A 25872-nucleotide genomic window follows, 5' to 3' on the forward strand; every position below is an offset into this window, starting at 1 on the left:
ACAAAGAAACTGAAGAAGGAAGCCTGCCTGTTCTAAAAAAAATCAATCATTTCTGCTGATTCAGAGTCCTGTAGGCGTCTCTTTGGGCCATCATAGGCGACTTTGTTACTCCTGCGGATATCATTTGCTGTGGTGCTCACCCACCCAGAGTTGCGCTTGAACTTAATAATACTCATGTCATCAATCAAACGAGAGAGGAGGAAATCTTTGACTAGGTCGTGTTTGCCATTTGGATATACCACCGGTATAAGCATGAGTTGCTCCTCGTTATAACAATAATCGAAGGTAAGATATCTACTCCCCAATATTCTAACAAAATATATGCAAAAACTCTGCCTGTATCTTAAGTAGCTGATATTGTGTGGTTATATTCGTCTGGTTGTGCTTTTGTCGAAATTTTTTACACATTATTTGAGGTGAGAAGAGGGGGTATGGGGGCAGATCTTCTGCCCCGATAAGTAAAAAGTTGTAAAAAATGCTTTGTTTCTGCTTGCAGGTGAATTATGCCAATTGACTGGCAGCCAAAGCTTGATCCACATCAGCAATCAGGTCAGCAACATTCTCAATTCCTACAGATAACCGGATTAAATCTGCGGTGACACCCGATGCTTTTTGCTGTTCTTCAGTCAGTTGGCGATGGGTTGTACTGGCTGGGTGCAGAACGCATGATCGTGCGTCACCGACATGGACAACCATAGCAATCAGTTGACAGGCTTCCATGAACTTTATTCCGGCTTCACGACCCCCTTTGATGCCAAAGGTTAAAACGCCGCTGGCACCATAATGGAGGTATTTTTGGGCAAGAGCGTGACTTTGATGACTCTTTAAGCCCGGATAGTTAACCCATGACACGGCAGGATGGTTCTCAAGATGTTCTGCCAGAGCCAAAGCATTATCACTGTGACGTTCCATGCGCAAATGGAGAGTTGTCAGTCCATGATTGAACAGAAAGGTGTTTTGTGGCGCAGGAGTCGCCCCTAGATCACGCATAAATTGAGCCCGAGCTTTGACGATATAAGCTAACTTACCGAACTTTTCGGTATAGATAAGTCCATGATAAGAATCATCTGGAGTACACATTTCCGGGTATTTATTTGCGGGCCAATCAAAATTTCCGCTATCGATAATAACACCACCGACACTCGTCCCATGGCCATCAATATATTTGGTTGCAGAATGGACAACAATATCGGCTCCGTGTTCAATCGGTCGGCAAAGGTATGGTGAGGCAAGGGTATTATCGACAATCAAGGGGACGTTCATTTCCTTACTGACTGCTCTGAATTTGTCGAAATCGAGAATATTGAGGCCGGGATTGCCAATGGTCTCTGCAAACAGGCAGCGGGTTTCTGGCCGAAATGCTTTTTTGATTTCATCGATAGACGCTTCTGGATCAACGAAGGTGACTTCAATCCCGAATTTTGGAAACGTATTTGAGAACAGAGAAAAAGTTCCCCCATAAAGGGTTCCAGCAGAAACGACATGTTGTCCTGTCTGGCAGATATTTAAAATTGAGAGGGTCGTTGCTGCTTGACCGGATGATGTCGCAAGTGCCGCGATTCCACCCTCCATCATGGCAATTTTCTCTTCAAATACCCCTGACGTTGGATTTCCTAGGCGCGTATACATAGGATCAGCGCAATCCAGATCAAAAAGCTTAGCCATATGTTCGGCACTATCATATTTAAAAGTCGTACTTTGATGTATTGGTGCCGTGCGGGGTTCTGCGGCGCCAGGATGATAGTTTCCCTGAACAGCTTGAGTTTCAATTTTCCATTGATTTTGCATGATGTTCTCTCCACTTTTCCAATAAGTTCGTTTCTATTTTCATGAATAATTTTAAGAAGAAAATTATTCTAACAAAATATTTACTCATTGTGTCTGCTTTTCTCGCAGAGCTTTTATCTTGCAGAATATATGTTCATAATGATTAAATCCAGAGCATATGAAATTTGCACACATAGAACATGTTGTTGGTGAATTAGCGGCACCTTTGGCTGGAGCTAGAGTTTCAAAGATTTATCAACCCAGCCCCGAGATTTTGCTTTTTAAACTCTGGACAGGAAGGGAGACGCTTCGCCTTCTTATCTCGGCAGAAGGGCAGAAGAGTCGTCTTCATCTCACGGAACAGACCTGGCCCAATCCTCATATTCCGCCACGTTTCTGTCAACTTCTCAGGGCAAGGGTTTCACGAATAGAGTCTATTGCCGTCGTCAATGATGATCGTATTGTCAAGTTGCAGTGTCAGGGGGCGCAGGGACATTGTGCCTTGCTGATTGAACTGACTGGAAATCACAGTAATCTTATTCTTGTTGATGAACAAGAGGTGATCATTGATGTCCTTAAGCGGATTCCTGATGGCTCGGGTTTCAGGACCTTATTGGCTGGTGAGGAATACTTGTTTCCTGAGAAGGTTAACTTTACTGTCACAAAAACTGAAAATCAAACCCTCCTTGCTGATGAAAATCAAAGTTGGAACCAAGCTGTCGAAAAACTTTACAGTAGCGTGCAGCAGTCTGAAAATAAGAATGATTTCGTACGCCAGTTACAACAAACCGTCCATCGGCAGATCATAAAAATACAAAAAAGATTGTTGAGTATAAAAAGAGAATCCGCGAAGCAAAAAAACTTTGACGCTAACAGACTGACAGGGGAATTACTGCTGGCGAACTTGCACAATCTGCAACGTGGAATGTCTGAAGTTGTTTTACAGAATTATTATTTACAACCACCAGAGGCCCAGATCGTTGCCCTTGACCCACTTTTGAGTCCCCATGAAAATGCCGAAAAATACTTTTGGCGTTATAAAAAAGGGAAGAGGGGGCAAGAGCATAGTCAGAGACGTTTAGAAGAATCCCGGTCAGAGTTGGAATGGTTGCAACAGCTTGAGTATCAACTGAAGGATAATGCTAAGAATTCCGATATTGAAGAAATTGCGTCGGAATTGCGTCAGGCAGGTCTGCTGAAAGAGAGAAATAACCTGCATAGTAAAAAGACCTTACAACCCTCAAAACCGCATGACGCTACAAGCCCATCAGGGTTTAAGGTTCTTTGGGGGCGTAATAATCGCCAGAATGAAGAAATCTCTTGCAAAATTCTAAAAAAAGGTGACCTGTGGTTCCATGTCCATATCTCTCCTGGAACCCATGTTGTATTGAAGTCGAGCCAACGACACTTGGAATTAAAAGATGAAGATCTTGAGTTTGCAGCTTCTCTTGCTGCCGGTTATTCAAAGTCAAGGGATGATGACAAGGTCACAGTGATGATGGCTGAGGCGAAGTCTGTTTATAAACCGAAAGGGAGTAAACCAGGGCTTGTGAATGTTTTACAGTTTAAGACTCTTGTGGTTAAGCCTTATCGCATTGATTGAAGCTTTTATTGGGGGCACGACGTTTTTAGTTGCAAAGGAAAATCCCATTTGCTATAAAAACTCTCGCTTTAAGCCGAAGTGGTGGAATTGGTAGACACGCTAGGTTCAGGGTCTAGTGTCCGTAGGGACGTGGGAGTTCGAGTCTCCCCTTCGGCACCAAAAACATATAAAGGTCAATAACTTTAATGGGTTATTGACCTTTTCTATTTCTTGGTTGCGGTTTGGTTGCAAATAGTTTCGATTCTGCTTTGTTCATATTGTCCAATTTTCCAATTTGACCATTATTTTTTCATGTTTTCATTCTGCTGATTTTCATTATTTTCAACTGTAGAAGTCTTTTTTGATTTTTTTTGAGTAGAATTTTTCTTTACGTTAATTATCTGTTCATCATTTAGAATATTTTTTGATAATAGCAGATTATTTAATGTATCACTTAGGCGTTGGTTTTCTTGCTGATATTTCTGGTTTTGAACTTGGATAGAATTATTAAAAGATTTTAGATGATCTATTTCTTGTTTATTTAGAGCAATTTGATGTTGTTTTTCTTTTAAGCAGTCGTTGAGTTCTTCTACCTTCAATTTATATTCATTATATTCTTGAATGACCGATTGAAGTTTCACTTCTTTTGAGTTTGTGTCAAATTTAAGCTCAATTATCGTATCTTTATCTTTTCTCGACTCTATTTTGATTGCGTTGTTCTCGTTTTCTAATTTTTTAATCATTTCTTTAGCTGAAACTAATTCCTGTTTAATTGTATAAATTACTTTTTTAGTTTCGTCTTTATATATATCTGCTTTCTGAAGATTTGCGTTGATTTCTTTTTTTAAGGACTGATTTTCTACTTCTAGCTGTTCATTTACATTCGTAAGCTCAGTATTCAGCCCTTCAAGAACTGTTTGTTTTTGAGAGTCTACCTCTTTTGCATTTTCAACAAAACGTTTGATTTCATCTGCTATTGCAGATTTAAATTGGTTTGAGAAGTTGTAAAGATCGTACAGGTTACTATTGTGGTGTTCAAATTTAACTTGTTTTACATAGGCTCCGATCGTTCCGTTACTTCCGTATCCTAATAAATCACGAACAGCATTTATATCAATTAATGGAATTGGTGTATTTTTCATTACTGCAATTGTTTCCATGTGTTTTCTGATTTTGCTCAATGTTATTTCTTCTTTGTTCTTGTGCATCTAATCTCCTTAGTTGTTTTACATGTATACAGATGTACAGAATTACATTTGTATACATGTAAAAAAAATCATGATTGTGTTCTAGCGGGTGTGTTATTGAAGTATTTCAAGTTTCAGGAGAATCGAGCTTACTGACCATATCTCGATTTGCACCCGGAATATATTTTCCATAATAATCCAATGTTGTTTGGATTTTTTTATGACCGAGTTGGTCTTTAATATATGCTATTGAGGCATTATTGGATAAAAGTAGGGTTGCATAAGTATGGCGAGTGTCATGTATCCGTTTGTCCGGTAATGCAGCTTTTTTCAGTAGCTTTTTATAGGCTTTTCTTACGGTATTTTGGGCTCTGAAATGTCCTTTGTAACCGAAGATTATCTGTGCCATAATTGGTACAGAAGAGCATTCATCTTTACGCTTTTCGTACAATTTTTTTAATTCAGAAAAAAGTTGGTAAGATAGATCAACGTGCCGAGAGCGCTTCATTTTAGTCGGTTTTTGTTCACCTCTCTTATAGGTTTTATTTATATAAATTGTTCCTTTTTCCCAATTGATGTCTTCCCAGCGTAAGGCTAGAATTTCTCCTAGCCTCAGACCCGTTTTGAATAACGTCATAATGAGTGGACCGTACATATCGGGTGATTCTTTCATCGATAACTCTATGAACTTATCTCTTTGTTCCCGGGAGAATGGGTTGATTTTATCAGTTGCTATTTCATCATCCGTCATGGCCTTTCTTTTTTTAAGCCTTGGGATCTCTTTTAATGGATTTTCACTGATAAACTTTTCCATTTTTGCATGCTTAAAGCAGCAACTCAGGACCGTCCTAGTAAGTTCTATAGATTTTGGGGCTCTTCCTAGGTCTACAAGTTTGTTAAGGAATGTCCATATCTCGTGTGGAGTAATTTCATCTAAGAATTTTTTATCAAGAGAATGCAGGTCTGTGTTAACAATGTCTTTTGATCTTACGAGTTTATATCTCTCATTAGTCGATGATTGCGTTTCTGGATCATATAATGAGTCGATGACGTATTCCGAATATGGACCTAATTTAGGCATTGCCCTCCGAGATGACTTGAGTTTATTTAAGTCTAAACGCCCACTATTAATTTTTTCCTGTAAATAAATAGCTGCTTTTTCTGCGTCTTCTTTTGACCCAATTCGTAGTGCTACTCTTTTCTTCTTGTAGTTGATAAATAGATAGTAAATATTTGAATTAGGGGTTTTTTCTCTTACTTTAATTCCCATTTATATATCCTTTTTTATTATTATGAAAAGCAAAGTAAATCATCTACTTTTTTGAAAACTTCACAATGGCTACTATTAACTTCTTTACTTAATAAATAATTATCTATATTGACAATTCTTATAAGAATAAGTTTTTTGCTTGCTTTGCTATAGCTAAGTCCATCCTTTAACCATGATCTTATAGTTCTTTCGCTTACAGATGCATAATTAGCTGCTTGCTTTATAGTTATCCATTCCGGTCGTAGACCTATTGAATCTTCACTATAAATACCATTTGAATAAGCGTTTTGTTTTTGATAATCATTGGTTCTAGAAGTTCTCATATTTATCTCCATAGTTAATATTGAAATAAATATGACAAAAAAAAATATCAAAAAAAAGGGTCTTTTCATTTTTTTATTATTTGTTTATTTGAAAAAAACTTTCTCAATCTGTTGCTAAGTTTATGCCAGTTTCAATGGGATGAGGTTTTTATATTGCTTTTTTTATTTTATCGTCTTGATGTATTTGAATGCTTTTTCTTGCAAGCTCATCAAAGTGCTCATAACTCATAATTAGGTGATTTTCGTGTAAGTGGTTGTAGAAGATATAGGCATCATGGATAGAACCAAGCGTATTTGTTTTTGCGAATTCAATATTGTTGTTGGAGAGATTCCATACGTGCTCCTGTATTGCCTCTACCGAACCGAAGCTAAGCATATCAATGGGGGTAGAACAGTAAGGACAGATATATTCTGGCCCGTGGATCATAATTTCAGCCAAGCTGACTTTGAAGACATGTTGACAGTGACTATCTCTCATCCAGTAACGAACTTTGTCGTGCAGGTAGTTGTTTGACAACAGAATCAGTCGACCTTTAGATATCTGGTCAACACGTTGAGCTGCTCGCTTTTTGCGTTGGTACCAGAAGTTTTCTGATATTTTGACGTTTGATCCTCTTGTAAGGTTATTTGGGTCATTGTTGATAAGACGTTGAATTCGTCTTTGACTGCGGATTTTTTTGCTGTTTTTTCTTCTGTTTGCTCTAAAATGCATTTTGTGCATGACACACCTCCTGAAATAAATTAAGTTAGCCGAATGGGTAAATAATACCACAAACAGGTGATACACAAAATAGGAAATGAGATGGATGAAGAGAATTTAGGTGATCGAATCCGCTTAAAGCGCAAAAAAAATGGTTTATCACAAGCTGAACTGGGACAGAGAATTGGCGTCTCGCAAAATACGGTCAATCGATTTGAAGGGGGACATAGAACCCCAGATGCTCACGTTGTAGCTCGCATCGCCGATGTGCTTGGATGTAGCCTTGCGTGGTTGATCCAGGGGACAAGAGAGAGCCCCAATGTATCTGGGCAGGGGCTTCCTGTTTTGAAGTTCTGGAACGATAATGACGTCGAGAATCATGCAGAATGTGAGAAACTTGTCCATCCTGATTTACCTGATGCAGACTTTTGCTTCAGGCAGCAGGGCATGGCAATGGTTCCGATGGTCAATAATGGTGACCTTGTTGTGGTTAAAAAGGCAGAGAGTCTGGAAGAGGGGAGTCTTGTCTGTGCAGTAGATGACTTTAATCATCTCTTCTGTTTTTGGTTACGCCGAAAAGATTCGAATTCCTACGCAGTGTATGAAAGCTCAGAATATCCCGCTAAAGCCTTTAGGGATGGAACTTTGATCGGAAAAATTGTTGCGGTTGTTTGTTGCAAGGTTATTGAGTGATTAAAAATAAGGCTATCTGTTTAATTCCAAAACGTTCAGCAGTGGGGTAAATTTCCTGTTAAATAAACAATTAGACCCCAACCTATACATTGGTATGGTTTAATGATTTGGGGCCTCTTAAATCTAAAATTTCAAGCTCATTTAGTTTTTTATCAAAAAAGAGACGATGATGAGCACAAAAATTTGTGAATTTCGGGTGAAAGTCCCTATAAAAAATGATTTATGTTGACGATAAAGTTTATGAGTCCAAAATGAGTTCGTTTGAACTGAATTTATCTGAATGGCTTCTTGGAAAGGCAATATTATCATTTAACCTTAGTCACAATATGAACCGAAAAGAAGGGAAAGTTGTTAGACCGTGTTCTTAAAATCTGTAGACCAAACGGTAATCCTTTTTTTACTATTTGGGTTTTAGACCAAACTCATTTGGGTTTTAGACCGTTTTAGATTTTCTAGTTATGTGGGTTTTAGACCGTTATTGGTTACGAGAAGATGATGTGATTTGCAGCTTTAACATCGCCTTCTTTTCACCTTTCCAAATTATGTTTTTAACACATTTTGGAGTCCTATCTTTTGGATTTTTGAAAAAAATCAAAGTGGGGCAGATTTTACAATTCATAGTCAATTCCAAGGGGAAAGTTCTTTTGTTCTGATTGGTTTAAAAAACATGTCAGATAGTCTGAATGTATAATACTGACAGGTTTTTGAAGATGATTTGGGTCTACCACTAAATTCGTTTCATTTATGACAATCGAACAGTAATTTATCACCCAACTGGATGAATTGCTGGTGAAGTCTTCCTATTGTCTGACAAAATAAAAAATCTCAACATCTCTTTGTTTTGATAAGATTTGCTGTTGCAACTTGTTGAACTTTAACACTTATAAATAAAGACATGTCGCAAGAATCATTCACCTTTGAGATCGGTAAGCTTTGTTTAAGACACCCTTTTGAGCCACTGTTTCACAGCAAGTTTTGATCTTCAAATGGTCGATGGGTTTATTCTTTGACTAGTTTAAATAGTCTCCATCTTAGTAGGGGTATTTCGTTGATTTCTTCCACAGGACACATGTCATGAAACGGAGGAATATTGTATTGGGACTCCATATTTAAAGCAAAATTAAATCTGAAGTCAGCCATTGAGCAGTTGAATACCAATTGCCAGAATATTGTATGAAACTACAGGATGATTGACAATTATGTGTTTTTAATCTTTAATCAGCGAGGAATAAAGATGAAGCTTATAAAGAGATTTTTGTTTTAGTTGCCAATATAAATTGAAGGAGTATTCATACCGTTTTGCTGTAAAAGCGGTATCTTTCCGTTAATGTGACTTTTTGTTTGGGGGGAATGTCGTGACACCAACACCGGAAGCGGAAGCGCGCATTAGGATAGACGAACTGCTGGAGGCCGCGGGTTGGCAGGTTCAAGATGCCAAAGCTGTCAATATCCATGCGGCTCGTGGTGTTGCTATTCGTGAATTTCCTCTGGCTTCGGGGCACGGCTTTGCTGATTACCTCCTCTATGTTGATGGCAAGGGTGCTGGCGTTATCGAAGCCAAGAAGGTTGGCTCCACTCTGACCGGAGTTGAAATTCAGTCCGACAAATACACCAAAGGACTTCCTGAAGGTTTACCTTGCTGGCACAATCCGTTACCATTTTCTTTCCAATCGACTGGCGTTGAGACTCGCTTCACCAACGGTTTTGATCCTTCTCCACGTTCACGTAATGTATTTGCCTTTCATCGCCCTGAGCTTTTTGCTGAATGGCTCGATTCAGACCCTGGAATTGTTTCTGATCAAGTAGCAGAAGATCAACAAGGGTACGGTCAGCCGCAAACGTTCCTGTCTCGCTTGCTGCATATGCCGCCATTGGTAACAGAGGGTTTATGGCCAGCGCAGATCACAGCGATTAACAACCTTGAAGCCTCTTTGCGTGACAACCATCCACGTTCGCTGATTCAGATGGCAACCGGCAGCGGTAAGACCTTCACTGCCATCAACTTCATTTACAGGCTGATCAAGTTTGCCGGTGCGCGGCGGGTTCTGTTCCTAGTCGATCGTGGCAACCTAGGACGGCAAACCCTTAAGGAGTTTCAGCAATACGTTTCGCCCTATAACAACTTCAAGTTCAGCGAAGAGTACATCGTCCAGCATCTCAACTCGAACGTTCTCGACACCACTGCTCGCGTGACCATCTGCACCATCCAGAGACTCTATTCAATGCTCAAGGGGCGAGATTTACCAGAGGAACTGGAAGATTCCGTCGAGTTTGGAACTTTGTTTAAAGAACCTGATCCCATTGAGTATAATCCTGATATTCCCATCGGCACTTTCGATGTCATCGTCACCGACGAGTGCCACCGCTCCATCTACAATCTGTGGAGACAGGTTCTGGAATATTTCGATGCTCATCTCATCGGTCTCACTGCGACCCCCAGCAAGCAGACTTTTGGTTTCTTCAATCAGAACCTGGTAATGGAGTATGGCCATGAACATGCTGTTGCCGACGGGGTCAACGTCAATTACGATGTCTATCGCATCAAGACCGCCATTACCGAACAAGGTGGGGAAGTCGAGGCCGGTTACTACGTCGATAAGCGCGACCGGGAAACCCGCGAAGTGCGCTGGGAGCAATTGGACGATGATTTCACCTACGATGCTAAACAGCTTGATCGGGATGTGGTTGCCGTCGATCAGATTCGCAAGGTGATTCAAACTTATCGTGACAAGCTCTTTACCGATATTTTTCCCGGTCGTGATTGGGTTCCGAAGACGTTGATCTTTGCCAAGGATGATTCCCACGCGGAGGATATCGTCAAGATCGTTCGCGAGGAATTTGCCAAAGGCAACGACTTTGCCCAAAAGATAACTTATCGAACCACAGGGAAAAAACCTGAGGATTTGATCTCAGAGTTCCGCACAAGCCCGATGCCCCGTATTGCGGTTACTGTTGACATGATCGCCACCGGCACCGATATCAAAGCGGTCGAGGTGGTCTTCTTCATGCGCAGTGTTAAGTCGCGCGCCTATTTTGAACAGATGAAAGGGCGCGGGGTGCGAATCATCAACGATAACGACCTGCAATCGGTTACCCCAGATGCCGTCACCAAGGATCATTTTGTTATTGTCGATGCTGTCGGTGTCTGTGAGATGGATCAGACCGATTCACGCCCCATGGAGCGCAAGAAGAATGTCGGCTTCGAAAAACTATTGCAAGCCGTTGCTTTCGGTAATGCCGAGCCCGATGTGATATCCTCTGTCGCTGCGCGTTTAGCGCGCATGGAAAAGAAGCTGACCGCCGAGGAGCACAAACAGGTGGAAAAGCTGCTCGACGGAAAAAGTCTCAAGCAGCTTACCGGTGATCTGGTTGACTCACTCAATCCAGACAATCACATAACCAAAGCGAAGAAGGATTTCGCCACCAGTGAGCCGGATGCCAAACAGATTAAGCAGTCAGCCGTCAAGCTGGTCGGTGAGGCGGTCAAGCCACTCTGTAATCCAGATTTGCGTGAATTGCTGATGGCAATCAAAAAGAAGAACGAACAGATTATCGATACGGTCAGCCCCGATACGGTTATCTTTGCCGGATTTACCGAAGAGAAGGCCAAGGGCGTGGTCGAGTCGTTTGAGCAGTTTATTATTGACAATAAGGATGAGATCACCGCGTTGCAGGTGCTTTACAGCAAGCCGTACAAGCAGCGGTTGCGGTTTGAGGATGTGCGTGAACTGGCCGAAAAGCTGGTGGCTCAGGTTGAGGAGTTGCACATCTATCAGACCCATCCACTCGGGTGGGAGAAGCGGGTGCCGGATGAGCTGTGGGCGGCCTATCAGAAGTTACAGGCAGGCAAGGTGCGCGGTGCGGCAGCCAATCATATTTTGACCGATCTAGTGTCGCTGGTGCGCTTTGCTATGCAGCAGGAGAATGAGCTGGTGCCGTTCCCCGAGAAGGTGCAGGTGAACTTTCGAGCGTGGGTTGATCAACAGCAGGCCAGTGGCAAGAGTTTTACTGCTGAGCAGCGCAAGTGGCTGGAGATGATTCGTGACCACATCGCGGCCAATCTGCTGATTGAGACCGATGATTTTGATTATGCGCCCTTTACGCAAGAAGGTGGGATTGGGAAGGTGTGGCAGTTGTTCGGGGATGATTTGAGCAAAATTCTTGATGAGTTGAATGAGGCGTTGGCGGCGTGAGTGTTGAAGAAGCTAAATCGGTATTTGAACCAGAAAAGCCGAATGTTCCAGACGATTGGTCTGTGGCACCTTTTCTGGATGTTGTTAAGGTTGTTTCCGATAAAGGTAAACGGACAAAGCAGAGAGATTATTTAGCAGAAGGTCGAATCCCGGTCATTGATCAAGGGCAGGATTTTATCGGTGGCTATATAGATAATGAGGATATGGCTTTTGATGGTGAGCTGCCAATTATTGTGTTTGGTGACCACACAAGATCGGTAAAGTATGTTAAGCAGCCGTTTGCAGTTGGGGCAGACGGCGTAAAGCTACTGAAACCCTCAGAATGTTTTGATCCAAAGTTTTTTTACTATCTTCTGAGATCCCTACAGATCCCTAGCCGTGGTTATAGTCGCCATTTTCAGTTTCTGAAGAAGTTTTATTTGCCTATTGCTCCTCCGGAGCAACAAAAACGCATCGTCGCGGAAATCGAAAAGCAATTCTCCCGCCTCGACGAAGCCGTCGCCAATCTCAAGCGCGTCAAGGCCAACCTCAAACGCTACAAAGCCGCCGTTCTCAAAGCAGCCGTCGAAGGCAAACTCACCGAAGAATGGCGCAAGCAACATCCCAATGTTGAACCTGCCGACAAGCTGCTGGAGCGGATTCTTGCCGAACGGCGTGAGAAGTGGCAGGGGAGAGGAAAGTACAAAGAACCTGCTGCGCCTGATACCACTGATCTTCCGGAGTTGCCTGAGGGGTGGGTGTGGGTACGCCTTGATGCAATTACTGCAATCAAAGGCGGAATCACCGTTGATAAAAAGCGGAAAGATCCGACTGCTCGACTCGTGCCTTACTTGCGTGTTGCCAACGTTCAGAGGGGATATCTCGATCTGACCGAAATGAAGGAAATTGAGGCTCCGTTAACTTCAATTGAAGATTTAAGGCTATTGCCTGGAGATATTTTGTTTAACGAAGGCGGTGATCGCGACAAGTTGGGTCGTGGTTGGGTCTGGGAAGGGCAAATAGAAGACTGCATCCACCAGAATCACGTTTTTCGAGCAAGGCCATACTTAAATGAGGTGAATATTAAACTGATTTCGTGGTGGGGAAATTCATTTGGCCAGTACTACTTCCTGCGTGTTGGGAAACAAACAACAAATTTGGCATCTATAAACATGACGAAGCTGAGTGAATTTCCTGTGCCTCTTCCGCCCTTTGAGGAGCAGGCACAAATTGAAATTGAAGTTGAGCGGCTTCTTTCTGTTGTCGTTGCAGCAGAAGCGCAAGTTGAGGCCAACCTTAGACGATCTGACCGATTGCGCCAGTCGATTCTCAAGAAGGCCTTCTCCAGTCAACTCGTCCAATGTACTGAAGCTGTGAAATAAAGGATTTTGTTATGAAGTCTGAAAAACTGTGCCATATCAATATCTATTGCGACGAGAGCAGGCACACGTCTAACGGTGACGATCCCTATATGGTTATCGGTGCTATCGCTTGTACGCGTCAAAAAAAACAAGAGATTTATCATGCAGTTAACCTGTTGAGAAAAAAGCACAATGTATGGAAAGAATTCGGCTGGAAAACTTTGTCCCCAAGCCGGAAGGATTTTTATTGGGAACTGCTAGAGCTGTTCCGTACGTCTGCTGATTTGAGTTTTCGCTGCCTTGTTGTCGATAGAAATATTCTGGATCATGAGCAATACAGCGACGGTGATTCAGAGTTGGGTTTTTATAAACTTTACTACCAGATGCTGATCCACTGGTTGCAGCCGCGGTGTGCTTACCATCTTTATCTTGATTGGCAGCAGAATCGCGAGCAAGGGCGTTTTAAGGACTTGGGGCATATCCTCGGCCATAAACTTTCGGGGCGGGCCAAAATTGAATGTCTTGAGCCCGTAAGTTCCAAGGAACAACCTCTTGTTCAGTTGTGTGATCTGTTTATCGGCGCAGTGGGATATGCCTGGAATGCTCGGGTGGGGAGTAAAGCCAAGGTTGAATTTTGCAGTGCATTGGCGACAAGCATGCAGATGTCTTCTTTGAAGGTGAGCACCTGCAAAAGCGAGCAAAAATTCAATATCTTCCATTTTGTCGGTCAGTGAAATGTCTGAACATCTCTGGCCCTTATTGAGGCTAAAGGCTGAATCAGATACTGAAACCAAAGAGGTCTATTTCAAGAAATATCTTGAGACTTATGTGCGTTCTTCTGATGGACAGGAAATCGAAATTGTTGATTGGCAGGGGAATCGGATTTTTTTCAATGCGCATTTTAATTCATTTGACCATGCCTTTACTGAGAACAAAAACTACCGGCATAGCCATGGTGTACATTCAAAAAAAATATGTAAAAATCGTGCGAGACGACTTCTTTGGATAAAGGAAACCCTCAAGGGGGAGGTTGGAACAATAGAGCGTCGACAAGAGTTCCGCAAAGACGGTCGCGGGAGGATGAAAAAAAGACGGACTTTGGTTGTGTTAGAAGAGCGGTATGTGGTGGTTTTGGAGGAGCGGAACGGGCGAGATGAATATGATTTTGTCTCCGCATTTCCCGCAGACGAGAACTATCTCCGAAGGATTCGCAAAAACAGTACTCTACTAGAAACAAAAAAGCCCCAGTCTTAACGGCGACTGAGGCGCTGCCACGGTCCTGAGCCTTAAGCAAAGGGCCAACAGCCTTACGGCTTAAATAGATATTACCCAACGTTGGGTTTTCGTGCAACAAAAAATGTTTACTCAGTAAACAGAGTATACTCAGTGACCTTACAAATTAAGCTGAATAAACGGACTTTTAAATGACCCCAGCAGCAATCGTATCCAAACTATGGAACTACTGTAATGTTCTCCGTGACGACGGCATGAGCTACGGCGACTATGTTGAACAGCTCACCTATCTGCTCTTCTTAAAAATGGCAGACGAGCGAACCAAGCCGCCTTACAACCAGACAAGCAACGTCCCCGCCGATTACTCATGGCCGATGCTGCTGAAGCAGGACGGTGATGAACTGTTCGACCATTACCGCCACACTCTGGAAAATCTCGGCAATGAAAAAGGCCTGCTTGGGCTGATCTTCAACAAGTCGCAGAACAAGTTTCAAGATCCTGCCAAGCTGCGTCGGCTGATTGTCGACTTGATCGGCAGTGAAAATTGGTCGGTCATGAGTGCCGATGTCAAAGGCGATGCCTACGAAGGGTTGTTGGAGAAAAATGCACAGGACACCAAGAGCGGTGCCGGGCAGTATTTCACTCCGCGCCCGTTGATTCAGGCTATCGTCGACGTCATCGCCCCCAAACCGGGTGAGACCATCAGTGACCCTGCTTGCGGAACAGGTGGCTTCCTACTTGCTGCTCACGACAGCCTCGTCGACAACCATCCGCACATGACTAAAAATGAGCGGAAAAAGCTCAAGGATGGGACCTTCAAGGGGTGGGAACTGGTGCAGTCAACTGCACGACTCTGCGCTATGAACCTGATACTGCATGGTATCGGGAGTTCACCTGCGCCCAACGGGCAAGTAGGTCCAGACAGTAATTTGCCCTTGGCCGTAAGCGATTCCCTCGCCGCCGATCCGGGCGACCGCTTCGACATCATCCTCACCAATCCTCCCTTCGGTAAAAAGAGCAGCACCACCATCGTTGCCGAAGATGGCAAGGTAGGCAAAGAGAAGGAAATCATTGAACGTGACGACTTCTGGGCGACCACCTCAAATAAGCAACTTAACTTTATCCAACACGTCAAAACCCTGCTCAAGCAACATGGCCGCGCTGCCGTGGTTGTGCCGGACAACGTGCTGTTCGAAGGCGGAGCAGGGGAGACCATCCGTCGCAAACTGCTGCACGAATGTGACGTCCACACCATCCTGCGGTTGCCGACCGGACTCTTCTACGCACAAGGGGTAAAAGCGAACGTCATCTTCTTCGACCGCAAACCCGCCAGCGAAACGCCTTGGACGAAAAAACTGTGGATCTACGACCTGCGCACCAATGTCCATTTCACTCTGAAAACTAATCCACTCAAGCGCAGTGACCTGGATGAATTTGTCCAGCTTTACAATCCAGGCAACCGTCAACAGCGCACCGCCACCTGGAATGAAGAAAATCCAAGCGGTCGTTGGCGCTGTTATGACTACGAAGACCTGATCGCCCGCGACAAAGCCAGCCTCGATATCTTCTGGCTCAAGGACGATTCACTGGAGGATTCCGACAATTTGCCAGAACCGGGAGTATTGGCTGCTGAGATCGTTGAAGATCTACAGACAGCGATGGAGCAGTTCCGAGAAATTGCGGCTGATTTGAGTGAAAAAGAAGAGTTGTCATAAACGAGGAGGAGAAGAATGCCATTAATGTAATTTTGGATAACAGGTGGTGTATATTTTCGTGAAAAATTAGTCAGAAGTTCGTTACTATTGCTGGAAGATCTTGAGTTGAAATAGACCCGAGTTCGTTGTGAATTCTCAGTATAAAGGTGGGGCCTTTTATGATGGCTTATGTTGGTGAATTTATTCTTTCAGGCAAGGGGGTTTTTTTAGCCTGTTCGATAATTATTTTATCTGCTTTCTGGGCGATAATACGTTTTTCTCACCGTATCTTCCCCATAATTAATGTCCTTAAAGAAGCAAATCAAAAAATTGCTGAATATGAGGATGAAAGACAATTTTCTGAGAATTACGAAGAGTTTAACGGCTGGGTCAAAAACACTCCTCTTCTGAAATTCCCATGGGAGGAGTTCACCGAAACACTCATTCTTGAACCTGATCAAAAAATAAAAAACACTGATGATGCAGTCACTTATTTCAACGAATCCAGCATCATAAGCCCAACTGTAAATATACGATTTTATAACAGCGTACCCAATATCATCACTGGGGCAGGTATTCTTGGTACCTTCATCGGCTTAGTATTTGGTGTCGAGGACGCTGCCCGGAATATTGCCGGGCAAGCAAATGCTCATCTTCCCCCTGAGGTTGCTATGAAAGCTCTGTTGCATGGAGCGTCTCTTGCCTTTACAACCTCTATAAGTGGCTTATTTATGTCTATGGTTTTTTCCTGGTATGAAAAGCACTTCCTCAATAAAGCACATGGCTACATTCGTTCCTGGAATCTCTCACTTGATGAGCGTCTTGAGCGTTTAACACCTGAGCGTCTCGCTGTTGATACATACCGCGAGGTTCAGCAGCAAACTCAAGAACTCAAAGCATTTAATACTGATCTCATTTGGTCTATTACTCAGTCACTTGAAGATAATATTGGTGGCAAGTTGCAGCCTATTTTGACCGATCTCTTGGGAGTGACTAGGCAGATGCGTGATAACAGAGATGCAACCAACGAGGAGATGCTTAAAGGAGTTGTCGATGAATTCAAGGAGGCAATTCAGGGTGCGGCTGGCAAGGAAATGGCTCAGTTGGGAGAAACTCTAGGGGATCTGAACGATAAACTTTTTTTGCAAACCTCTGGAATGACTGAAGCTCACGAAAAGATGGCAGCAGGAACCAAAGATCTATTAGAACAGGTTGGTGATGTTATCAAAAGCTCCGTAGATGGCCTAAAAGAAACTTTGATAAACGTAGATAGCGCGGCTACTGCTATGGGGAAAACTGCTACACAATTTATGGAGATTACAAAACAGCTAATTGGCAGCTTTGAGCAGTTTGAAACCATTTCTAGAAGACTTGAAAATGTGTCTCTTACACTGGAAGAAACCGGTGAAGCACTAAAAGAATCAAACCGTGCTCAAACAGAAGCAGTTGTTTCTATAAAGGAGAGTATCGACAACCTTTATGATACCCACAATCAAGTTGCAAAGTCTTGGGAGTCTTACTCTAATCGGTTTGGCGATATCGATGAAAGCCTCAGTAAGTTTTTTACAGATCTACAGCAAGGCGTACAAGCCTATTCTGAGCAGGTCAATTCGTTTTTACAGGATATTGACAGACTTATGGCTGATTCGATTGACAAACTTGGTGGTGCGACCAGTGAGATACGTGACACCGTAGAGGGGCTATCTGAGCAGTTGGATGATATTGCCAAGGTGTTTGCCAATGCTAAGGCTGAAGAGCCTGTCTATAACCACGAGTAACGGGAGGGAATATGCGTCGCAGATCTTCCTATACTTACGAATCCGAGGAAGGCAACTACATTCTTTCCGTTAGTGACTTAATGTCCGGGCTGTTGTTCATTTTTATCATCACTCTGGTTTTTTTCGTCATTAAATATAAATCGATTAATAAGTCACTGGCAAGCAGGGATCAAATCCGTACAGAAATTCTTCATACCGTAGATGAAAAAATCCAGGACATGAACATTGAAAAAAATCTTGATGTGTATGTCGATACAAAAAATGGGATCATTACCTTAAGGGATAAAAAGGATAAAATGTTTTTTCGTTCGGGGATGGCTCAGCCCGAGGAAAATGGAATCATGGCAATTGAATCTCTATCGGATATTTTTGCTGGAATACTGCCTTGTTATACCTCTCAGGCTGACCTTTGCCAATTGGAGATGTTACCTCCTTTGGAAGAACGTACTCTGGAAAGTGTCTATATCGAAGGGCATACGGATATTGTCCCTGTTGGCCCTGCGTGTAAATATGAGGACAACTGGGATCTTTCAGCAAACCGTGCGATCAAAACGTATCAAATTTTAACGAAGAAAAACTCGATTCTTGAAGACCTGACAAATCAGTCAGGTCAAAAGATCTTTAGTGTTGCCGGCTATGCTGGGACAAGAAGTCTTTCGAGCGGCGATAGTCCTAAAGAAAGGGCGTTGGATCGTCGTATAGATTTTCGTCTCGTTATGAGCCCTCCCGACAAGCTGTCTTCTGAAATCGAACAACAATTTCAAGCTCGGTAGGAATATGTCTTATACTCGGTCGGCATTAAATCAGTTTCAGTTTTATTGTCCAACAATTGATAGGGCAAATACCCGTTTGCATTTTGAAAATCAGAAATTGTCGGCTCTGCTCGGGGATGTTAATTCGATGTCTCCTACTCTAGAAGATAGAGAACAATTATATACTGAAGTGTTAACGGCTTGGCAGAAACACAAGAGTCTAGATGGCCTGCCGAAACGCTCTTTACTAAAGCTGCCCTATGCTCTTTTCTGGAATGATAATTCAAAGATTGTATTAGTTGAAAATCAAGAATTACTGAATGCGTATTTGGGCTGGTTGAAAAGATCGGTAATCCGACAGGCAGTTGCGGCAATGCTTGATGAGTTTTTGTTTCAATACGATCCTGCTGCTCCATGGTTTAAGTCTATCCAGAAATGCCTTTCAGTTATTCTCTCTGTTCATGATGATTCTCCGAGAATTCGCAGGATGGCATCGCGCTGCAAGGAATATCATTTTCTTGAAGATGATGCACCCAAGAAGTTTGGAATAAAGATATTTCAAGAACGACATGATGTTACAGGTTTTTTGACGATTGCGGGTCTGTCTGGTCGTAGAGAAAATGGCGGTTTTGTTGAACATGTGTTTCTGTGGTTTTTAGAGGCGGTAAAGGTTCGTCTTAGCGATTCAAAGCCAATCAGGAAAGGGATTGTTTCTTCATTCCTCGAATTTGCTATATGTCAGTCTGGGAGTTTGCGCTTTGAAAAACATAGAGCAGCTTTAATAAACAGCCTCTTGGAACCTTTTGGTGCGAAGGATGATCCAATGGGGGCAAAGAAGCAAATATTACCTTTCTTGATTGAGCAGTTTGGTGACCCGAGAATAAATCATGGAAAATGGTCGCATGTTTCTCAAAACGCGCTAGCCGTGATCCACCGATGGCTTGTCAAAGGCACCCTTGAAGACTTTTTTGTTTTACTTGAGAAAGTGGCAGATCAAGATGATGGAGCTAGCCGGATGTGGCGTTATCGAAAAGCATTTTGGTCGGCATATTTGAACAAAAATGTCATCTCAAATGCTTGGGTTGTTTTGGGTAGGGATGCAAGGAGGTTTGCTCGCCAATATTTTAAAGGGAAAATAGATAAGTATGGCTCACTTGTTGGTAGTTCAGGTTCGAGTGTTTCAAGTTTGCATTCAGTTCTTTTGATGGAAATCGGTGGATTACTTGTTGCAGAGTGGAGCCATAGTGGCAAGTGTCATGTCTGGCATCCTAGCGAAAAACCACGCCCTATTTTTTACTCTAAAGAGTATGGCCGCGATGATTTGACTTGTAGTTATAGTTGGTCTGATATGGATGCTCCACCGTTTTTCCATCATGGGTCTGAAAGAGGAACTTGGCAAAATAAGATTAGTAGTTTTATTCGTCGACACACCAATATCACTTTGATGTCCAGTGAGTTTATGCCGAGGGATTGATATGACCGTTTTAAAGTGGACTACGACTGATGAAGGTATTTTGTTTGCCTGTCATGAGGAAGGTAAGCCTCTTGTTGTCGAGAAGTGGGGAAAAACCCCCGTAGTGAGCGAGACTGGGGAATCCTTGAGCGTCGGTTCTTTGCTTGTTTCGTTAGATAATGAGGAAGGTACTCAGCCGGATGCTTGCAGTGTTCTGGTCCCGTGGAAGTGCCTGGCGCTTTTTGAACCATATGAGTTGAAGCAGTTAGGTTTTCCTCAACCCAGTCTGTTTCGGCTCAACATTACAGGATCAGGCGTTTTGCTCCGACCGGGATTCGTTTTTAATTTCCAATTCTTGCATCCGAATGGCCAGCCTGTTATGGGCTCTACAAGAAACGGTTCCTTTCTGACGGTCGGTGGAAATCGTTTCTGTTTACTTGATCCAATTTTCACTCTCGTGGAAATGATGGAATCTTTCAATGCCCTTTCGCCGGAAGACATGGAACAGCGGCTTCTGCTCTGGGGGAAGATGAAGGAACTCCTTCCGGAAGATGTTGTTGTTGATGACTATCTTCGAGGAATAAATGTGGCCCCTGCCGATGCTTTTACATTGGAAATTAGCGATGAAGGTGAAGCGAATTTCAATCCCATTCTTGTGAAGGGGCGGGAGGAAGACAACCTCACTGAATTTGCAGAAGGCAAGGCACGAGCATTTGAGACTCTCCTTCCTGAGGTAACCCAAGAAAGTTTCACTAGCCGATTTACCGATGCACGGAGAGTGATGGGGAGGTATGCCCTTGACGGTGGTTGGTATGTTGCGATCCCGCCAGCTCTAAAAAAAGCACTGTCGGTTGTCAAAGAAATGCAGTCTCGGCCAGTAGAAGAACGCAGAGCTTTTATTGCGAATCCTCGACATGCTCTTAAGCAAGCCATGGGGGAAGTAGAAGATAGCTTACTTGAAAATCTGTTCTATGAATCACCTGAATTCCTTAGTGATCGAATTAAATATCTTGGGGTTTGGGAGCCCAAGGTCGGGGCATTTTTGTTCTCAACCAAGCAAGACTGGCTTGGAGGGCCTGAGGAGCTTGGGCTGCCAATTGGGAACAATTGTATTGTTAGGGTGCCTGTTGATGAAATTCTAGAATTGATTGAAGCAATCCAGAAGGCAAAAGAGGCCAACAAGCTGGAAGTTGACTACCGAGGGCAAAAGATTCCAGCTAATGATGAAACGATTAGAGCACTTTCAGCAAGTCAGCCTGCAGTTAAGCCAGAAGAGGGGGACGGGCAATATAAACCAGAAAAGGAGACTGTACCTCTTAAAATCGTTCCCATTATCAAAGACAACATTGTTGATGATGAGTTTACACGTCAAGTAAGGCGTAGGAATGGTTCGAACCAAGAACTTCCTCAAGGGTTAAGATCTGAATTGTTGCCTCATCAGCGGCAAGGACTGTTTTGGCTTCAAACAAACTGGATAGAGGGCTATTCTGGGGTTTTACTTGCAGATGATATGGGCTTGGGTAAGACGTTTCAGGCCTTGGCCTTTTTAAACTGGACTAAAGCATTGATGGAAACCGGCAAGTGGTCGCGCCAACCATTTCTCATTGTTGCTCCTACTGGGCTTTTAAAAAACTGGGAAGAGGAAGAGAGTAAGCATTTGGTCTCACCAGGCCTTGGTAATTTGCTGAGGGCATACGGTGCTGAATTTAGACCCTACAAGGCAATGCTAGTAGGTCGAGCTGCTCAAGAAATAAGTAAGTATGACTGGGTCTTGACGACTTATGAGACACTACGTGATTACATCAGAATCTTTATCAAGATTGATTGGGGTGTGACCTTTTTCGACGAGGTTCAGAAAATAAAGAACCCTTCCGCTATGATGACGGATATGGCGAAATCACTTCAATCCGAATTTACGGTCGCCCTGACCGGTACCCCTGTCGAAAATCGACTTGCTGATCTTTGGTGTATTGTTGATACCGTTCAACCTGGCCTCTTGAAAGATCTTAAGAGTTTTAGTCGGACCTATGAGTCAGAAGATGGAGCTATTCTGCCTGAAAGCTCTGCTAAATTGAAAAAAAAGTTAGTGGATGCTCCGCCTAGAGTCATGTTGCGCCGCTTAAAAGAAGATCACCTCGAAGGGTTACCCGCCAAAAATTCTCAAGTAATTCAGAAACCCATGCCTGAAGTTCAGGCCGCGGCTTATCAGAAGGCAGTTTTTGAAGCGCGTAGTGCAGGAAAGAAAAAAGGGAAAATGCTGAGTGCGATACAGAAGTTCAGAAGTATCTCCCTGCATCCCTATGCATACGATGTCAGTATGGATGGCAATGAATATGTAAAAGATTCGGCCAGGCTTGAAGGAGCTTTTGAAATTCTTGACCAGATTGCGAGAAAAAAGGAAAAGGCGCTGATTTTTGTAGAGTCCAAGCAGATGCAGCAATGGCTCGTACCGTATATCCAGCAGAGGTACGAGTTGGAATATGCACCAATGGTCATCAATGGCACCGTCAGCGGACCGAAAAGACAGGAACGTGTAAAAATTTTTCAGGCTTCAGACCAAAACAATTTTGATGTCATGATTCTTTCGCCAAAGGCTGGTGGTGTTGGCTTAACTCTCACTGCTGCTAATCATGTTATCCATCTAAGTCGCTGGTGGAACCCGGCTGTCGAAGATCAATGTACGGACCGTGCTTTCAGAATTGGACAAAAAAAGGAAGTTTCGGTTTATTATCCAATGGCCATTCATCCAGATATCTCGGACGTTAGCTTTGACTCTAACCTAAACCGTCTACTCGAAAGAAAAAGGTCTTTGAGCCGTGAGGTACTTGCTCCGCCAGGTGGTTCAAGTGCTGACGTTGTAGATCTCTTTAACGAGACCATCAATGAAGAGTCAGTGAGCTCAGGCGGTCTAAAGTTTGGCTTACCTGAAATTGATCTTTTGGAACCTCTGGCTTTTGAAGACCTTGTTATTAATCAACTTCATCTTAATGGTTATCAGGCTCAGAGAACGCCACTCAGCGGCGACTGTGGTGCGGATGTTGTGGTGAAGGGGCTACTGGAAGCAGGAGAGCCTTCTTTTGTAATTCAATGCAAACATACGCAGACTCAGAATTATTGTTCTGAATCTGCAGTTCAGGAAATTCTTAACAGCCTTCCGGCTTATCGTCACATAAGTGAGCAGTTGATTCCCCTTGTGGTGACAAATGCTCGCGGGTTTACTAATAGAGCTATTGCATTAAGTCGAGCCCATGGCGTGCGCCTGATTGGGAGAGATGAAATCGTTGGTTGGCTACAAAATCCAATTTAGGAGATGGTGACGACTGAAATGCCTAAAGTTTTTTGGGGTAGTCGCAAAAGAAAAGCGGTGCTTAAATTTATCCGGCTTCATTCATAAACGAGCTCGATCAATAGGCCGTCTGGTTAAATCAGCGCCAGATGGCTGAGTTGTTTGATAAAGATACCGACACCATTGGTTTGTATATTAGTAATCTGTACAAAGAAGGTTAGTTGACTCAGGAGGCAAATGCCGAGGAATCCTCGGTCGTTCAGAATGAAGGTAGCCATCAGATTCGCAGAGAAGTCTGCTAGCTTGCTCTCTTTTGTGGTAAAAAAATCATGGTGGCAATAAACGTGTCACCGCCGCCTTGCTTATCGCCGAAAGTTGACCAGAAGAGAAAGAAACAATTGTCAAAGACAGTCAGAGAAGTTGTCCAAGTCAAACGGCATCAAGGGGAAGTATTGGCCGGCCCGTACTTGATCAATTGCGGGGCGTTTTGCCACTTCATGGAGCGATTCGAGGCACCCTGATCACCTTGGGGAAGTTCAGTAAAGGCTGTAAAGATGTTGCCGTCCACCAAGGTGCTGCTCCAATTAGCCTGATAGACGGAGAAAAGCTGATTGAACTATTGATTGAGAATAAGATCGGTATCAAAGAGCACAAAGAAACGCTAATTCAAGTCGATGATTCATATTTTGAAGAGGATGAAGTGACAGCCAATTAGGTGTGAGTTGTTAGATTGTTCCGACATTTACACTGGAATAGCTAAAACCCTCACAATGAACCAACGGGGAATAAAAAATGATTCAAAGATATGTCTTTTTATTGATCCTGCTCATTCCGAGTATTTCATTTTCAGCTCAGTTCGATATGTGGAATACGGGAATGACCTTAAGTGAAGTTGTTGAAACAGCCAGACAGTATAATGTTCCAATCCGACGTTCGGGAATAATTAACTCAAACAAAAATTTCGACAAGCGATTTATTGATGAAAAGTTCTGGTCAACCAAAGAAGTTGGATATGTAACAAAGTTGTTGGGGGTAGGGGCCAAGGTTCTTTTAAAAATTCACCCTGAACGTCCCCGTCGGGTCTATGAAATAAGAATCCAGTTTACCGGGAAAAGCAGTAGTAGAGAATTCAAGTCAGCATTGCTAAATATGCTGACTGAGAAATATGGCCAACCTGGCCGTGTTTTGTTGAGTTTGAAAAAAAATATCGATGGGAACTAGCTACGGGAGATGAAATTTTACTGACTATGTTCCCTTCTCCCGTCCTGTCATACACCGATATCAAGCTGAAAGCACATGCTCTCAAACAATCAGGTTATGCAGCAAAAAATCGGAAGCATGGTTATACAACACAAGATTCCAGTAAATTTTAGATATTGGTTCGAATATTATATCAGGAGGGGATAGCGTGGCACGTAAGTCTGAATTTGAAAAAATAACTGAATCTTTATTAGATGCTCCCTGGTGGATGTCGCTTATTGTTGGCGGGATAGCATATCTTTTTTTGGCTGCAATTTTGCCCGGTATTATGAGTGGGGCTCCTATTTTTTCTGCTTTGGCTCAACTTTCAGTAGGGATCGCACCACTTGCATTTCTTTTTTTCTGCTTCATTGGTTTTTTGGCTTTCTTAAGAGAAAACAGGGCAACACAGGTTGTTGATCAAGGGAACAAAAATAAATCCTTTCACAATTCTTCCAGGAAACAATCTAAGGATTTTCTTTTCAGCCCAAATGTGGGAGTTCCTTCAGAAGAATGGACTTTTGCTGGCGTTGAGGAAAGCAGGCCCACAGAATGGAGTTTGGTCGTATTGAGCCGTTTAGAGTGGAAACGTTTCGAAACAGTTTGTTCTGAATATCTAAAACTGCTTGGACATAATGCAACTGAAACAAAAATTGGCCCTGATGGGGGTGTTGATATTGTCATTCACAAAGACGGACAGGAAAAGCCCGTTGCGATAGTGCAATGTAAAGCGTGGAATACTTATAAAGTTGGTGTCAAACCTGTGCGGGAATTGTTTGGACTTATGGCCGCAGAGCGTGTGACGACCGGCATGTTTATTACCTCTGGTGATTTTACCTCTGAAGCCATTGATTTTGCCCAAGGCAAACGACTTCGTTTGATTGATGGTGATAAACTTTTGAATGGAATTAAAAAACTATCTGCAGACAAACAATCCCAACTTTTAGATATTGCTTTGGAAGGTGACTACACAACACCAACCTGCCCGAGGTGTGGAATTAAGATGAAGCTAAGGTCGGCTAAAAAAGGGAGTAATTCTGGAAACAAATTTTGGGGATGTGTGAATTACCCTAAGTGTCGTTCCACATTAGTCTATAAAGACGAGAATTTGTAACCCTAAACTGTTTCACCTTTAATACCCTGGAAGTAGGGGCCTGTAAAGTAAATTGTGTAAATAGCCCGCCGGTTAAAGTAGCGGCATCCGCCCTTCAAACATAATCGAAAACTGATTCAGTGCCGATCGCCAGTTGCGGATCGGCATTGTCCATTTCTTGGATATATTCTGCAGAGCCAAATACATCAGTTTAATCATCGACTCGTCGTTTGGAAACGAGCCCCGATTCTTCGTCACCTTTCGCAGCGACATATTGACCGACTCAATG

Annotated in this window: 21 protein-coding genes and 1 tRNA gene; 15 read left to right on the top strand and 7 right to left on the bottom strand. The window is 43.0% G+C overall.

What is annotated here, in order from left to right:
* Nucleotides 1-32: 32 nt before the first annotated feature.
* Together BLU87_RS14240 and BLU87_RS14245 are read right to left on the bottom strand one after the other, a co-directional pair.
* Nucleotides 33-254 (bottom strand): GSU3473 family protein, encoded by a 222-nt coding sequence (locus BLU87_RS14240; protein ID WP_092349989.1) that lies wholly within the window; start codon nucleotides 252-254, stop codon nucleotides 33-35.
* A gap of 247 nt (nucleotides 255-501) precedes the next feature.
* A complete protein-coding gene (locus BLU87_RS14245; RefSeq protein WP_092349991.1) occupies nucleotides 502-1788 on the bottom strand; it encodes an O-acetylhomoserine aminocarboxypropyltransferase/cysteine synthase family protein in 1287 nt (428 codons plus the stop codon).
* A gap of 157 nt (nucleotides 1789-1945) precedes the next feature.
* On the opposite strand from BLU87_RS14245, the gene BLU87_RS14250 reads away from it, so the two are divergent.
* Nucleotides 1946-3370, top strand: a complete 1425-nt coding sequence (locus BLU87_RS14250) for an Rqc2 family fibronectin-binding protein (protein ID WP_092349992.1) — start codon at nucleotides 1946-1948, stop codon at nucleotides 3368-3370.
* 72 nt (nucleotides 3371-3442) lie between these two features.
* Nucleotides 3443-3529: transfer RNA gene (locus tag BLU87_RS14255), tRNA-Leu, on the top strand.
* 122 nt (nucleotides 3530-3651) lie between these two features.
* Here BLU87_RS14255 and BLU87_RS14260 read toward each other — a convergent pair.
* The 4 genes from BLU87_RS14260 to BLU87_RS14275 form a co-directional block, all read right to left on the bottom strand.
* Nucleotides 3652-4557 (bottom strand): hypothetical protein, encoded by a 906-nt coding sequence (locus BLU87_RS14260; protein ID WP_092349994.1) that lies wholly within the window; start codon nucleotides 4555-4557, stop codon nucleotides 3652-3654.
* Between the two features lie 106 nt (nucleotides 4558-4663).
* Nucleotides 4664-5806, bottom strand: coding sequence for a tyrosine-type recombinase/integrase (locus BLU87_RS14265; RefSeq protein WP_092349996.1), 1143 nt, complete (start codon nucleotides 5804-5806; stop codon nucleotides 4664-4666).
* A 20-nt stretch (nucleotides 5807-5826) separates the two neighbouring features.
* The gene (locus BLU87_RS14270) at nucleotides 5827-6129 is read right to left on the bottom strand and encodes a MerR family transcriptional regulator (protein ID WP_092349998.1); all 303 of its coding nucleotides are present in this window, start codon (nucleotides 6127-6129) and stop codon (nucleotides 5827-5829) included.
* Nucleotides 6130-6277: 148 nt separating this feature from the next.
* A complete protein-coding gene (locus tag BLU87_RS14275; RefSeq protein WP_092350000.1) occupies nucleotides 6278-6850 on the bottom strand; it encodes a hypothetical protein in 573 nt (190 codons plus the stop codon).
* 81 nt (nucleotides 6851-6931) lie between these two features.
* Here BLU87_RS14275 and BLU87_RS14280 point away from each other — a divergent pair, with 81 nt between their 5' ends.
* The 13 genes from BLU87_RS14280 (at nucleotide 6932) to BLU87_RS17700 (ending at nucleotide 25604) form a co-directional block, all read left to right on the top strand.
* Nucleotides 6932-7522 carry a helix-turn-helix domain-containing protein gene (locus BLU87_RS14280; RefSeq protein ID WP_092350002.1) on the top strand — a complete coding sequence of 197 codons (591 nt, stop codon included), beginning with the start codon at nucleotides 6932-6934 and terminating at the stop codon, nucleotides 7520-7522.
* 1355 nt (nucleotides 7523-8877) lie between these two features.
* Nucleotides 8878-11715 (top strand): type I restriction endonuclease subunit R, encoded by a 2838-nt coding sequence (locus BLU87_RS14290; protein ID WP_092350006.1) that lies wholly within the window; start codon nucleotides 8878-8880, stop codon nucleotides 11713-11715.
* Nucleotides 11712-13076, top strand: coding sequence for a restriction endonuclease subunit S (locus tag BLU87_RS14295; RefSeq protein WP_092350008.1), 1365 nt, complete (start codon nucleotides 11712-11714; stop codon nucleotides 13074-13076). The genes BLU87_RS14290 and BLU87_RS14295 overlap by 4 nt, the downstream gene beginning before the upstream one ends.
* Before the next feature lie 11 nt (nucleotides 13077-13087).
* Nucleotides 13088-13789, top strand: a complete 702-nt coding sequence (locus BLU87_RS14300) for a DUF3800 domain-containing protein (RefSeq protein ID WP_092350010.1) — start codon at nucleotides 13088-13090, stop codon at nucleotides 13787-13789.
* Between the two features lies 1 nt (nucleotide 13790).
* Nucleotides 13791-14309, top strand: coding sequence for a hypothetical protein (locus BLU87_RS14305; protein ID WP_092350012.1), 519 nt, complete (start codon nucleotides 13791-13793; stop codon nucleotides 14307-14309).
* A gap of 170 nt (nucleotides 14310-14479) precedes the next feature.
* On the top strand, nucleotides 14480-16003 hold the full coding sequence (locus BLU87_RS14310; RefSeq protein ID WP_092350014.1) for a type I restriction-modification system subunit M: 1524 nt from the start codon (nucleotides 14480-14482) through the stop codon (nucleotides 16001-16003).
* Between the two features lie 158 nt (nucleotides 16004-16161).
* Nucleotides 16162-17760 carry a hypothetical protein gene (locus BLU87_RS14315; protein WP_092350016.1) on the top strand — a complete coding sequence of 533 codons (1599 nt, stop codon included), beginning with the start codon at nucleotides 16162-16164 and terminating at the stop codon, nucleotides 17758-17760.
* Nucleotides 17761-17771: 11 nt separating this feature from the next.
* Nucleotides 17772-18533 (top strand): OmpA/MotB family protein, encoded by a 762-nt coding sequence (locus BLU87_RS14320; protein ID WP_092350019.1) that lies wholly within the window; start codon nucleotides 17772-17774, stop codon nucleotides 18531-18533.
* Between the two features lie 127 nt (nucleotides 18534-18660).
* Nucleotides 18661-19986 (top strand): EH signature domain-containing protein, encoded by a 1326-nt coding sequence (locus tag BLU87_RS14325; protein ID WP_175498407.1) that lies wholly within the window; start codon nucleotides 18661-18663, stop codon nucleotides 19984-19986.
* 1 nt (nucleotide 19987) lies between these two features.
* A complete protein-coding gene (locus tag BLU87_RS14330; RefSeq protein ID WP_092350023.1) occupies nucleotides 19988-23272 on the top strand; it encodes an SNF2-related protein in 3285 nt (1094 codons plus the stop codon).
* 466 nt (nucleotides 23273-23738) lie between these two features.
* On the top strand, nucleotides 23739-23966 hold the full coding sequence (locus tag BLU87_RS17475; protein ID WP_245706579.1) for a restriction endonuclease: 228 nt from the start codon (nucleotides 23739-23741) through the stop codon (nucleotides 23964-23966).
* A 77-nt stretch (nucleotides 23967-24043) separates the two neighbouring features.
* On the top strand, nucleotides 24044-24472 hold the full coding sequence (locus BLU87_RS14340) for a hypothetical protein (protein WP_092350025.1): 429 nt from the start codon (nucleotides 24044-24046) through the stop codon (nucleotides 24470-24472).
* Nucleotides 24473-24659: 187 nt separating this feature from the next.
* Nucleotides 24660-25604 (top strand): restriction endonuclease, encoded by a 945-nt coding sequence (locus tag BLU87_RS17700; protein ID WP_175498408.1) that lies wholly within the window; start codon nucleotides 24660-24662, stop codon nucleotides 25602-25604.
* 72 nt (nucleotides 25605-25676) lie between these two features.
* On the opposite strand, the gene BLU87_RS14350 is transcribed toward BLU87_RS17700, so the two are convergent.
* Nucleotides 25677-25872, bottom strand: a 196-nt coding sequence (locus BLU87_RS14350; protein WP_139167582.1) for a transposase, incomplete at its 5' end; no start/stop codon positions are given.

The sequence above is a fragment of the Desulfuromusa kysingii genome (assembly GCF_900107645.1).
GTDB classification, from domain to species: Bacteria; Desulfobacterota; Desulfuromonadia; order Desulfuromonadales; family Geopsychrobacteraceae; genus Desulfuromusa; species Desulfuromusa kysingii.